This window comes from Streptomyces sp. NPDC031365 (assembly GCF_055569765.1).
Window position 1 is genome coordinate 162,834 of sequence record NZ_JBVIIM010000017.1, and the last position, 13,627, is coordinate 176,460.

A 13,627-nucleotide genomic window follows, 5' to 3' on the forward strand; every position below is an offset into this window, starting at 1 on the left:
GGCCACCGGGCTGCCCCGGGGCGACGGCCGTGTCCCACTCGCCTACTCTTCAGACTCCCCCCGGATCAGCGCGAGCACGCCATCCAGCTCATCAGGCTTCACAAGAACGTCACGAGCCTTCGATCCCTCACTCGGTCCGACGATGTTCCTCGACTCCATGAGGTCCATCAGCCGGCCGGCCTTGGCGAAGCCGACGCGCAGCTTGCGCTGGAGCATGGAGGTCGATCCGAACTGGGTGGAGACGACCAGTTCGGCGGCCTGGCACAGCAGGTCGAGGTCGTCACCGATGTCCTCGTCGATCTCCTTCTTCTGCTTGGTCCCGACGACGACGTCCTCGCGGAAGACGGGCGCCATCTGGTCCTTGCAGTGCTGGACGACAGCCGAGACCTCCTCCTCGGTCACGAAGGCGCCCTGCATACGCGTCGGCTTGTTCGCCCCCATCGGAAGGAACAGGCCGTCACCCTTGCCGATCAGCTTCTCGGCGCCGGGCTGGTCGAGGATGACCCGCGAGTCGGCGAGCGAAGAGGTGGCGAACGCCAGCCGGGACGGAACGTTCGCCTTGATCAGGCCGGTGACGACGTCGACCGACGGCCGCTGGGTGGCGAGCACCAGGTGGATTCCGGCCGCCCGCGCGAGCTGCGTGATGCGCACGATGGCGTCCTCGACGTCACGCGGGGCGACCATCATCAGGTCGGCCAGCTCGTCGACGATCACCAGCAGATACGGGTACGGCTGGAGCTCGCGCTCGCTGCCCTCCGGGGGCTTGGCCTTGCCCTCGCGCACCGCGCGGTTGAAGTCGTCGATGTGCCGGTAGCCGTAGGCGGCGAGGTCGTCGTAGCGCAGGTCCATCTCACGGACCACCCATTGCAGGGCTTCGGCGGCCCGCTTGGGGTTGGTGATGATCGGCGTGATCAGATGCGGGATGCCCTCGTACGCCGTCAGCTCGACGCGCTTGGGGTCGACCAGGATCATCCGGACGTCCTCCGGGGTCGCCCGCATCATGACCGAGGTGATCAGACAGTTGATGCAGGACGACTTGCCGGAGCCGGTTGCGCCGGCGACCAGCATGTGCGGCATCTTCGCCAGCGAGTGCATGACGTAGCCGCCCTCGACGTCCTTGCCGAAGGCGACGAGCATCGGGTCCTCGTCCTCGGCGGACTCCGCGAGCCGCAGGACGTCGCCGAGGTTGACCATCTCCCGGTCGGTGTTGGGGATCTCGATGCCCACGGCGGACTTGCCGGGGATCGGGCTGATGATCCGCACGTCGGGGCTGGCCACGGCGTACGCGATGTTCTTGGTCAGCGCGGTCACCCGTTCGACCTTCACGGCCGGTCCGAGTTCCACGACATAGCGGGTGACCGTCGGACCACGGGTGAAGCCGGTGACGGCCGCGTCCACCTTGAACTCGGTGAAGACCTTCCGCAGTGCGTCGACTATGGCGTCGTTGGCCGCGCTACGCGCCTTGCCCGGCCCGCCGCGGGTGAGCAGATCGAGCGAGGGCAGGGAGTAGGTGATGTCGCCGGAGAGCTGGAGCTGCTCCGCGCGGGGCGGAAGATCGCGGGGCTCCCGGGGCGGTGCCTTGGTCATGTCCAGGACGCCGGCGGGGGGCTTCTCCTGCTTCGGTTTGTCCGCCTTCGGTTTCTCCGGCTTCGGGCGGGCGGCCGGGACCGGTGTGGGCGTGGTGGGCTCGCGGTCGCCGGTGCTCACGCCCTGGGTCAGGTCGGCGACGATCGGCGAGGGCGGCATGCCGTGCAGCACGGCGCCGTCGAGCGCGGCGGCCGCGGCGGCGGCCACGTCCACCGCGTCCATCGGCCGGTCCATGTCGGGCTGCTGCACTGCGGACCTGCGGGGCCTCGCCCTGCGTCGGGACAGCGCCTCCTGCTCCGCGCTCTCGGGGTCGTACTCCTCGCCGGCCGGCCGTCGTCTGCGGCGGCTCACCGGCAGCGTCTCGCGCCACTGCTCCTCGTAGCGGGCGTCGTCCTCGCCGAAGTCCTCCGGCTCGGGTTCGTGGACGATTCCGAGCCGGACGCCGAGCTGGCGCAGACGCTGCGGAATGGCGTTCACCGGCGTGGCCGTGACGACCAGCAGACCGAAGACGGTGAGCAGCACCAGGAGCGGCACGGCGAGCACGTCGGTCATGGTGGACGACAGTGGCGTGGCCGCCGCCCAGCCGATGAGGCCGCCGGCGTCCCGTATGGCGTGCATGCCCTCGCTGCGGGCCGGTGACCCGCACCCGATGTGGATCTGTCCGAGGACGCCGATGACGAGCGCGGACAGGCCGATGACGATCCGTCCGTTGGCCTCGGGCTTCTCCGGGTGCCGGATGAACCGTACGGCGATGACGGCCACCAGGATCGGCACCAGCAGGTCGAGCCTGCCGAAGGCGCCGGTGACCAGGATCTCCACGAGGTCGCCGACCGGGCCCTCCAGATCGGCCCAGGTACCGGCGGCGACGATCAGGGCGATGGCGAGCAGCAGCAGCGCGAGGCCGTCCTTGCGGTGGGCGGGGTCGAGGTTCTTGGCTCCCTGCCCTATGCCGCGGAAGACGGCACCGACGGCGTGCGCGAGGCCCAGCCACAGGGCGCGAACGAGCCGGTAGACGCCGCTGGTGGGGTTCGGTGCCGGTGCGGGTGCCGGCTTCTTCGCCGCGGCCCGCTTGGCCGGAGCCTTCTTCGCCGGGGCCTTCTTGGCAGCGGCCTTCTTCGCCGGAGCCTTCGCGGAAGCGGCCGCCTTCTTCGCGGGCGGCTTCTTGGCAGCGGAGGGACGTGAGGCCATGGGTGTGAGGTTACCGGTGGAGACCGCAGGGGACACGCGTGGCGGATGCTTCACCCGTTCGTGTCGCTCCCGCCGAGGCACGAAGCTGACGCGACGGGGCACGGAAGAAGCCCGATTGACACTCCTTCAGGACCGCTCACCTCCGGAGGCTCCACAAGGCCCGTGCCCCCGGCATCAGTTCTGCGACGGCACCGAGGACGCACTGCCGGTCCCCGGCTCCAGGGCGTCCAGCGCCCGTCGCAACCCCGTGAGCTTGCGCTCCAGATGGGCCGCCGTGGCCACCGCGGCCGCGTCCGTCGACTCGTCATTGAGCTGCTTGGTCAGCGCCTCGGCCTGCTCCTCGACGGCCGCGAGCCGCGCCGAAAGCTCGGCGAGCAGGCCCGCCGGCTCCTTCGCCTCACCGGTGTCCTTCTCGCCGCCCTCCAACTGGAGCCGCAGCAGTGACGCCTGCTCCCTCAACTGGCAGTTCTTCATGTACAGCTCGACGAAGACCGAGACCTTCGCACGCAGCACCCACGGGTCGAACGGCTTCGAGATGTAGTCGACCGCACCTGCCGCGTACCCGCGGAAGGTGTGGTGCGGACCGTGGTTGATCGCGGTGAGGAAGATGATCGGGATGTCCCGGGTGCGCTCTCGCCGCTTGATGTGCGCGGCGGTCTCGAAACCGTCCATGCCCGGCATCTGGACATCCAGCAGAATGACCGCGAAATCGTCCGTCAGCAGTGCCTTGAGTGCTTCTTCCCCGGACGATGCCCGCACCAGCGTCTGATCGAGCGCCGAGAGGATCGCCTCCAGCGCGAGCAGATTCTCCGGCCGGTCATCGACCAGGAGGATCTTGGCCTTCTGCACCATGGCCCGCCCTCCTCGCCCCGGCTTGGGGCCTCCCCTGTCCGCAGGACCTGGAGCCGCACCTGTGAGTACCGCCCCAGGGGACGACTCCCTTGCGCCGCCCGTCCTTGTGCCGGTCATCGTAGCCGCACCCCGCCTGTCGCCACACCCTGTCACCGTGATGTCACTGTGCACGTAGCAGAAACGCGGCGGGAGACCAGAAGGTTCCCCGAATCCCGTACTTCTACACGACCGCGCGTGCACCGCGTCAGCAACTCCGGGTGAACACCGAAGCTTCCCGTCACCATCGCGCGCCCTCCGGACGCCGCCCTCACTCCCCCCGCATCCACTGGTCCATCACGGACAGCAGGTGATCGGGGTCGACCGGCTTGGTCACATAGTCGGAGGCACCCGACTCGATCGCCTTCTCACGGTCGCCCTTCATCGCCTTCGCCGTGAGCGCGATGATCGGGAGCCCGGCGAACTGGGGCATCCGGCGGATCGCGTTGGTCGTGGCATACCCGTCCATCTCCGGCATCATGATGTCCATCAGCACGACCGCCACGTCGTCGTGCTGCTCCAGCACCTCGATGCCCTCACGGCCGTTCTCCGCGTACAGCACGGACAGACCGTGCTGCTCCAGGACACTGGTGAGCGCGAAGACGTTGCGGATGTCGTCGTCGACGATCAGCACCTTCTGCCCGCCGAAGCGGATGCCCCGGCGCGACGACCGGGGGGCCGGCTCCTGCTCCACGCCCGGCCACTGCTCCGGTTCGGCCGCGGGCCGCTGCTCGAGCGTGACCCTGCGGCGGCGCCGGAAGAGCACGGCCGGACCGTTCTGGGTGTCCCGGTACGACGTGACCTCCGCCGGCGTCTCGAGCTCCGGCGTGGACAGCTCGGCCGACCCCGCCGGGCCCCCGCCCTCCAGCGCCGGCATGGTCTGCGCGTAGCCGTGCGGCGGCAGCTCGCTGGGGTGCAGCGGCAGGTACAGCGTGAAGGTGGAGCCGCGGCCCGGCTCGCTCTGGGCATGGATCTCGCCACCGAGCAGCTGGGCGATCTCCCGCGAGATGGACAGCCCCAGCCCCGTACCGCCGTACTTGCGGCTGGTGGTCCCGTCGGCCTGCTTGAACGCCTCGAAGATCACCCGCATCTTGCTGGCCGCGATGCCGATGCCCGTGTCGCTCACCGAGAACGCGATCAGGTCCGCGTCCGGGTCGGTCAGCGAACCGGCCTCCAGCAACTGCTCCCGGATGGCCTGCGGGACATCGTCGCGGGCGGGCCGGATGACCAGCTCGACCGATCCGGAGTCCGTGAACTTCACCGCGTTGGAGAGCAGGTTGCGCAGCACCTGGAGCAGCCGCTGCTCATCGGTGTGCAGGGTGGCCGGCAGCTCCGGGGAGACCCGCACGGACAGGTCCAGCCCTTTCTCCGCGGTCAGTGGCCGGAAGGTGGCCTCCACGTAGTCGACGAGCTGGACGAGCGCGATACGCGTCGGGGAGACGTCCATCTTGCCCGCCTCGACCTTCGACAGGTCGAGGATGTCGTTGATGAGCTGGAGCAGGTCGGACCCGGCACCGTGGATGGTCTCGGCGAATTCCACCTGCTTCGGGGACAGGTTCGCGTCGGCGTTGTCGGCGAGCAGTTTGGCCAGGATGAGCAGCGAGTTGAGCGGCGTGCGCAGCTCGTGCGACATGTTCGCCAGGAACTCGCTCTTGTAGCGCATGGACACCGCGAGCTGTTCGGCGCGCTCCTCCAGGACCTGCCGCGCCTCCTCGATCTCGGTGTTCTTGACCTCGATGTCGCGGTTCTGCCGGGCCAGCAGCTCGGCCTTCTCCTCCAGTTCGGCGTTGGACGCCTGGAGCGCCTTCTGCCGCTGTTCCAACTCCGCCGACCGCTCGCGCAGTTGCTCGGTCAGCTCCTGGGACTGGGCCAGCAGCCGCTCGGTCTTGGTGTTGACCGAGATGGTGTTGACGCTCGTCGCGATCATCTCGGCGATCTGGTTGAGGAAGTCCTTCTGGATCGCCGTGAACGGCGTGAACGACGCCAGCTCGATGACACCGAGCACCTTCCCCTCGAACAGCACCGGAAGCACGATCACCTGTGCCGGGGGCGCCTCCCCGAGCCCCGAGGAGATCTTCAGATAGCCGCTGGGCGCGTTCTCCACCAGGATCGTGCGCTTCTCCATGGCGGCCGTCCCGATGAGCCCCTCACCCGGCCGGAACGACGTCGGCATGGATCCCATGGAGTAGCCGTACGAGCCCAGCATGCGCAGCTCGAACTGGTCGTCGTCCGCGGCGTTCAGGTCCTCGCCGTCGACCAGCGGCACCGCGACGAAGAAGGCACCGTGCTGCGCGGACACCACCGGCGTCAGCTCGCTCATGATCAACGAGGCCACGTCGTCCAGGTCGCGGCGACCCTGCATCAGCGCCGAGATACGGGCGAGATTGCCCTTGAGCCAGTCCTGCTCCTTGTTGGCGATCGTGGTGTCACGCAGGTTGGCGATCATCTTGTTGATGTAGTCCTGGAGTTCCTGGATCTCCCCGGACGCGTCCACATCGATCTTCAGGTTCAGGTCTCCGCGGGTCACCGCGGTCGCCACCCGCGCGATGGCACGCACCTGCCGGGTGAGATTCCCGGCCATCTCGTTCACCGACTCGGTCAGGTCCCGCCAGGTGCCGTCGACATCACGCACCCGAGCCTGCCCGCCCAGTTGCCCCTCGGTGCCCACCTCACGGGCCACCCGCGTGACCTGCTCGGCGAACGAGGACAGCTGGTCGACCATCGTGTTGATGGTCGTCTTCAGCTCGAGGATCTCCCCGCGCGCGTCGATGTCGATCTTCTTCGTCAGGTCACCCTTGGCGATGGCCGTCGTCACCATGGCGATGTTGCGAACCTGACCGGTGAGGTTGGACGCCATGCCGTTCACCGACTCGGTGAGGTCCTTCCACGTCCCCGCCACACCCGGCACATGCGCCTGGCCGCCCAGGATGCCGTCCGTGCCCACCTCACGGGCCACCTTGGTGACCTGCTCGGCGAACGCGCTCAGCGTCTTCACCATGGTGTTGATCGTGTCGGCGAGCTGCGCCACCTCACCGCGCGCCTCGATGCTGACCTGCCGCGTCAGGTCACCGTTGGCGACAGCGGCGGACACCTGCGCGATGTTGCGCACCTGAGTGGTCAGGTTCTTGGCCATCAGGTTGACGTTGTCGCTCAGGTCCTTCCAGATGCCCGTGACACCCGGCACATGCGCCTGGCCGCCCAGCATGCCCTCGGTACCCACCTCACGGGCCACCCGGGTGACCTGCTCGGCGAACGACGACAGCTGGTCCACCATCGTGTTGACGGTCGTGACCAGCTCGAGGATCTCGCCCTTGGCGTCGACGGTGATCTTCTTCGACAGGTCGCCCTTGGCGACCGCGGTGGTGACCTCGGCGATGTTGCGCACCTGGAGGGTCAGGTTGTTCGCCATGCCGTTCACCGACTGCGTGAGGTCCTTCCAGGTGCCGGAGACACCCTGCACCTCGGCCTGACCGCCGAGGATGCCCTCGGTGCCCACCTCACGGGCCACCCGCGTGACCTCCTCGGCGAACGACGACAGCTGGTCCACCATCGTGTTCAGCGTGTTCTTGAGCTCCAGGATCTCCCCGCGCGCGTCCACCGTGATCTTCTGCGACAGGTCACCGCGCGCGACCGCCGTCGCCACCTGGGCGATGTTGCGCACCTGACCGGTCAGGTTGGACGCCATGCCGTTCACCGAGTCCGTCAGGTCCCGCCACACACCTGCCACCCCGGGCACCTGCGCCTGACCACCGAGGCGGCCCTCCGTACCCACCTCGCGGGCCACGCGCGTGACCTGATCGGCGAAGCTCGACAGCTGGTCCACCATCGTGTTGATGGTGTTCTTCAGCTCGAGGATCTCCCCGCGCGCGTCGACGTCGATCTTCTGCGACAGGTCACCGCGCGCCACGGCCGTCGTGACCTGGGCGATGTTGCGCACCTGACCGGTCAGGTTCGACGCCATCGAGTTGACCGAGTCGGTGAGCTCCTTCCAGGTGCCCGACACGCCGTCCACGCGCGCCTGACCGCCCAGCCGGCCCTCCGTGCCCACGTCCCGGGCCATCCGCGTCACCTGGTCGGCGAAGCTCGACAACTGGTCCACCATCGTGTTCACGGTGTTCTTCAGCTGGAGCATCTCGCCCGAGACGTCCACGGTGACCTTCTGCGACAGGTCACCGTTGGCGACCGCCGTCGTCACCTGGGCAATGTTCCTCACCTGTCCGGTGAGGTTGCGGAACGCCGTGTTGACGGAGTCCGTCAGGTCCTTCCATGTACCCGCCGCTCCCGGCACCTGCGCCTGACCGCCCAGCTCGCCCTCGACACCGATCTCGCGCGCCACCCGCGTGACCTCCGCACCGAAGGCGGACAGCTGATCGACCATCGTGTTGACGGTGTTCTTCAGCTCCAGCATCTCACCGGCCACGTCCACGGTGACCTTCTGCGACAGGTCACCGTTGGCGACCGCCGTCGTCACCGCCGCGATGTCCCGCACCTGAGTGGTCAGGTTCCGGAACACCGTGTTGACGGAGTCCGTCAGGTCCTTCCACGTACCCGCGGCCCCCGGCACGTTCGCCTGACCGCCCAGCCGTCCCTCGGCCCCGACCTCGTTGGCGACCCGCGTGACCTCGTCCGCGAAGATGCGCAGCGTCTCGGTCATCTGGTTGATCGTCTCGGCGAGCTGGGCGACCTCGCCGCGCGCCGGCACCGTCACCTTCCGCGACAGATCACCGTTGGCGACCGCCGTCGTCACCTCGGCGATCCCGCGCACCTGCGCCGTGAGATTGCCGGCCATGGTGTTGACGGAGTCGGTGAGCTCCTTCCACACCCCGTCCACCCCGGGCACCTGCGCCTGACCGCCCAGGGCGCCCTCGGTGCCCACCTCACGCGCCACACGGGTCACCTCGGAGGAGAACGCGGAGAGCTGGTCCACCATCGTGTTGACGGTGTTCTTCAGCTCGAGCATCTCGCCCTCGACATGCACGGTGACCTTGCGCGACAGATCACCGCGCGCGACAGCCGTGGTCACCAGCGCGATGTCGCGCACCTGGGCCGTCAGCCGCTCCGCCATCGTGTTGACGGAGTCCGTCAGGTCCTTCCATGAACCGGACATACCGCGCACCTGCGCCTGTCCGCCCAGCTTGCCCTCGGTACCGACCTCACTGGCCACGCGCGTGACCTCGTCGGTGAAGGTCGACAACTGGTCGACCAGGTTGTTGACGGTCCGCGCGACCTTCAGGAACTCGCCCCGCAGCGGATGCCCGGTCCCGTCCGGCGCCTGCGTCCGCAACTCCATGCGCGGCGACAGATCACCCTCGGCCACCGCCGACAGCACCCGGCTGACCTCGGAGACCGGCCGTACGAGGTCGTCCACCAGCGCGTTCGAGTTGTCGATCGCGGTCGCCCAGGAGCCCTCACAGGCCCCCGTCTCCAGCCGCTCCGTGAGCTTTCCCTCACGGCCGACCATGCGGCGCACCCGCGCGACCTCACCCGTCAGATGGAGATTGCGGTCGGCCACCTCGTTGAAGACCGCCGCGATCTCCGACATCACGCCGTCGCCGGACACCGTGAGCCGCTTGCGGAAGTTCCCGTCCCTCATCGCCACCAGGGCGGTCATCAACCGGTTCAGGGTCGCCGTGTCCACCGTCGTGGTCCCGCCCCGCGCCCTTCCCGGCTTGCTCAGGGACTGTCCGCCTTTCGCGCGCGTCGTCTTCGTGCCCCGCGTCGCTGCGCCAGACTCCACTGTGTCCCTCCCGCAGGGGTCGACCGTTACCGCTGTGCTCGGGGCGCCGCCTAGGGCATTCCCGTTACCACCGCGTTTTTCCCGTACTACTGCGATGTCCTGCCCGACGTTCCAAGGTGTCGCCAGGAGGCTGCTGCCCACCGTGGGCGGTGGACACTCGCCCCGCCCGGACGTTTGCAGGAAGCCTGTCCAGTGTTCCACCATGCCGACCTATGACCGTAACTCACAACGCCACTCCTCGTTGAGCAGTCGGGCAGGGCTTGCCCTTCGCCGGATTCAGGTCCGGCGAGAAGCGGACCTTCGGGTCAGGCGGAGTCACAACAGTTCGGCAGCTCCTCGAAGCTCATCAGCCGACCTGTGACGCGAGACGCGTCGCGTCGGTGCTCAGGGGTGTCCCCCGGGGAACGCAGGGGGATACCCCTGAACACCGATCCACTGGCCGACTACCCTGTACCGAGCGAGCCGGGGAATCGGGCATGGAGGGGCAGGGGCCGCCGACATATGGGGAGTTCTGTGATCACCGCGCGCGCGGCCGCCAGCTTCGAGCCCCTCGGGCGGTCGGTCGCGAGCGCCCGCTCCTTCGTCCGCGACACCCTGCAGGGCTGGGGCTTCGCCGACATCGTCGACGACGCCGTGGTGCTCACCAGCGAACTGGTGACCAACGCCGTCGTGCACGCCGGCACCTCCGCCGATCTGCTCTGCCTGCGCAGCGACGAGGGCGTGCGGATCGAGGTGGCCGACCGGTATCCGGAGCGCGAGATCCCGCTCCAGGGTTCGCCCACCAACATGGGCAGCCCCGACCGCGAGGGCGGCCGCGGTCTCCAGCTGTGTGCGGCCCTGGCCGGCCACTGGGGCGTGGACTACACGCCCACCCACAAGACCGTCTGGTTCCAGCTCGCCCTTCCCGAGCGTTCGGTCGGCGCCCGGTCCGCCGGTCCCGCTCTGCCGGTCCATCTCCTGCCACTCGCCGACACCCGCGTCCGGGTGGCCGTCGTCCAGATCGACCGGGTCGGCTCCATCACCGCCTGGAACGAGGACGCGGAGGACCTGTTCGGCTACAGCGCCGAGCAGGTCGCCGGCAAACCGCTCACCGACCTCGCGGCCTGGCCGCACACCCCGGGCACCGGCACCGGCATCGCCGACGCACTCCGGCTCTCCCGCTGGGAGGGCAGCTACGGCATAAGGGGCGCCAGCGGCCGGGTGATCCCGGTGTACGCCTCCCATCTGCGGGTCCGCGACACCGACGGCGAACCGTCAACCGTCTGTCTTCTCGTGCGGGACCACGAACGGGCGGTTCTGCAGACCCCGCTGCGCGGCCCCGCGTCCGACTCTTCCGGCGGCTCCGAGGGCCAGAACACCGACCCGTTCGAGGTCTTCATCGGCTCCCCCGCACCGGACGACCTCGACGGCCTGCTCCAGCGCACCGTGGAACGCGCCCGCGACATGCTCGACGGCGACTCCGCCTTCCTGCTCCTCGCCACCGACGACGAGACCGAACTGGAGGTCCGTGCCTCCACCGGGCTCCCCTCGGCCCGCCAGCGCTTCGCCCGCGTCCCCGTGGAGGCGGGCCCCGGCCGCTACGGCTCGGCCCGTATGCCGGCCGTCCACGAGGATCTCGCCGCCGTCTCCGGCGCGGTCCCTCTCCTCAACGGCACCGGCATGCGCTCGGTCGTCACCGTCCCGCTGAAGGTCGAGGGCCGCCTCACGGGCTCCCTGGGTGTCGCCGCCGAGGCCCCCGGCAGGTACTCCAACGAGGAGGCGCTGCGCCTGCAGTTCGCGGCGGACCGCATCGCGCTCGCGGTCGAGTCTGCCCGCCTGGGTGAACTGGAGCGCCTGCGCCGCGGTTCGCTCAGCTTCCTCGTTGAGGCCTCAGACCTGCTGGCCGGCACCCTGGACCGGGACCAGACCCTGGCCCTGATGGCCCAGATGACGGTTCCGACCCTCGCCACCTGGTGCGCCGTGTACACGATCGCCGACCAGTCCTCCGATCCGTACCTCTCCTACGTGCTCCATGAGGACGAGGATCTCATCGACGGCATCAAGTCCCTGCTGTCGAAGATCGCCCCGCCCGATCCCGTCCCCACCCCCGGCGCCCGCGTCTGGTCGGCACCCGCGGAGGTCGCCCACCAGGCGGCCCTGCGCACGTCGATGCGCAGCCTCGGCCTCAGCGGGGGGCCGACCCAGCAGGTCACCCCGGGCATCGGCCCGACCCTCGCCACCGCCTCGGCGGTCGGCGGCGAGACGGTGGTCCTCCCCCTGGTCGCCCGCAACCGCGTCATCGGCATGCTGACGCTGGGCAAGCCGAGCGACGAACACTTCCGTCAGGAGATCCTGGAGCTCGCCGAGGACCTCTCCCGGCGGGCCGCCCTGGCCCTGGACAACGCACGCCTCTACTCCGAGCGCACGGCCATCAGCCAGTCCCTCCAGCGCAGCCTCCTGCCGCCGGAGCTGCCGACGATCGACGGTGTCGAGGTCGAGGTCATCTACCGCGCGGCCGGCGAGGGCAACGAGGTGGGTGGCGACTTCTACGACCTCTTCCCGATCAGCGAGGGCGCCTACGGCTTCGCCATCGGCGACGTCTGCGGTACGGGCCCGAACGCGGCGGCCGTCACCGGCCTCGCCCGGCACGCGCTCCGCCTGCTGGCCCGCGAGGGGTTGAGCGGCCCGGCGGTCCTGGAACGCCTCAACTCCGCGATCCTCGACGAGGGCGCCCGCAGCCGATTCCTCACCCTCCTCTACGGCGAGATGCGCCCTCAGGAGGACGGCAGCGCGGAACTGAAGGTGGTCTGCGCCGGCCATCCCCTCCCGCTCCGGCTCCGGCAGGACGGCACGGTCGAACCGGCCGCGGAACCGCAGCCGCTCCTCGGCGTACTGGAGGACCTGGAACTGTACGAGCAGACGGTCACCCTCGATCCCGGCGATGTCCTCCTCTGCGTCACGGACGGCGTCACGGAGCGTCGTGAGGGCCCGCGGATGCTGGGCGACGACGGCCTCGCCGAGGTCCTGACGACCTGTACGGGCCTGACGGCCGGCGCCGTCGCGGCCCGCATCATGCGCGCCGTGGAACGCTTCGCCTCCGACGCGCCGTCCGACGACATGGCCATTCTGGCCATGCGTGTGCCTGGTCTGCAGAAGGATTAGCGGGCGGCCTGTTCAGGGCATGAGAAAGGCCCCGCCCGAATGGGCGGGGCCTTTCTGTCCGAGCCCCCAAACGGAATCGAACCGTTGACCTTCTCCTTACCATGGAGACGCTCTACCGACTGAGCTATAGGGGCCTGTTGCCCGTCGTGAGGTTTCCCTCGCGGCAACGGGATAGATCATACCCCGAACAGCCCCGTGCTCCCAACCGCGCTCAGAGGGCAGGCTGCAGCAGTCCGCCCAGCGCATTGCACGCGGCCACGGTCCGCTGCATCTCCCTCTTGGTCAATGACGCGTCCACCGGAAGCGCGAGGGTCTCGTCGGCGGCCCGCTCCGTCTCGGGGAGGGACACACACTGCCGGAACTCCGGCAGCCGGTGCACAGGTGTCTTCACCGGTACCCGGCACACAACGCCCCTGACGCGTATGGCCCGTGCGAAGGCATCCCGGTCGGGCCGCCCGTTCCCCTGCACGCGTACGACGTACTGCTGATACGCGTGCCCGACTCCGCCTTCGGGCGTACGCACGCCTCTCAACCTGGCGTCGAGAAACGCGGCCCTCTCCCGCCTCTGAGCCGTCTCGTCGTGCGGCGGTGCCTCGGGCTCCCCGTGCTCCAGCACCAGCAGCCCGTGCCGTCGGCCGAGGGCGTGCAACCGCCCGACATCGGCGGGCCGGCCGAAGCGGTGCACGACAACGACGGCCGCCGTCCGCGGAGTTACGGCCGCCGCCACCTCGGTCGGCTCCAGGCAGTATGTCGCCGGATCTATGTCGGCGAAGACTGGCAGAGCCCCTGCCGCCCTTACGGCTTCGGCGACTTCCACGTTGCCGAAGGCGGGGACGACGACCTCATCACCTGTGCCGACACCGGCAGCCCTGAGCAGTGCAGCAGTACCCATGTGGGGGATGCTGGTGGCGCAACGTGAACGTCAAGTGACGCTCAACAAAAAAGGGTTGGACCAGGAACCGAAGTTCGGGGTCCAACCCTTTGAATGATTGTTCGGCGGCGTCCTACTCTCCCACAGGGTCCCCCCTGCAGTACCATCGGCGCTGTAAGGCTTAGCTTCCGGGTTCGGAATGTAACCGGGCGTTT

At 69.1% G+C, this 13,627-nt stretch carries 5 protein-coding genes, 1 tRNA gene and 1 rRNA gene; 1 reads left to right on the forward strand and 6 read right to left on the reverse strand.

The annotated features are described in order from the left end of the window. Nucleotides 1-42: 42 nt before the first annotated feature. The 3 genes from ACZ5C2_RS24315 to ACZ5C2_RS24325 form a co-directional block, all read right to left on the reverse strand. Nucleotides 43-2,775, reverse strand: a complete 2,733-nt coding sequence (locus ACZ5C2_RS24315; protein WP_468794582.1) for a DNA translocase FtsK — start codon at nt 2,773-2,775, stop codon at nt 43-45. A gap of 174 nt (nt 2,776-2,949) precedes the next feature. After that, nucleotides 2,950-3,627 carry a response regulator gene (locus ACZ5C2_RS24320; protein ID WP_468794585.1) on the reverse strand — a complete coding sequence of 226 codons (678 nt, stop codon included), beginning with the start codon at nt 3,625-3,627 and terminating at the stop codon, nt 2,950-2,952. A gap of 307 nt (nt 3,628-3,934) precedes the next feature. After that, nucleotides 3,935-9,400, reverse strand: a complete 5,466-nt coding sequence (locus ACZ5C2_RS24325; protein WP_468794588.1) for a HAMP domain-containing protein — start codon at nt 9,398-9,400, stop codon at nt 3,935-3,937. A 501-nt stretch (nt 9,401-9,901) separates the two neighbouring features. Here ACZ5C2_RS24325 and ACZ5C2_RS24330 point away from each other — a divergent pair. After that, a complete protein-coding gene (locus tag ACZ5C2_RS24330; RefSeq protein WP_468794591.1) occupies nt 9,902-12,541 on the forward strand; it encodes a SpoIIE family protein phosphatase in 2,640 nt (879 codons plus the stop codon). A gap of 61 nt (nt 12,542-12,602) precedes the next feature. Here the strand turns inward: ACZ5C2_RS24330 and ACZ5C2_RS24335 are convergent. From ACZ5C2_RS24335 to rrf, 3 genes are all read right to left on the reverse strand, one after another. After that, nucleotides 12,603-12,675: transfer RNA gene (locus ACZ5C2_RS24335), tRNA-Thr, on the reverse strand. 77 nt (nt 12,676-12,752) lie between these two features. Next, nucleotides 12,753-13,418, reverse strand: coding sequence for a DegT/DnrJ/EryC1/StrS family aminotransferase (locus ACZ5C2_RS24340; protein WP_468794607.1), 666 nt, complete (start codon nt 13,416-13,418; stop codon nt 12,753-12,755). 114 nt (nt 13,419-13,532) lie between these two features. Further along, nucleotides 13,533-13,627 (reverse strand): 5S ribosomal RNA (rrf, locus tag ACZ5C2_RS24345); the annotation flags it as partial.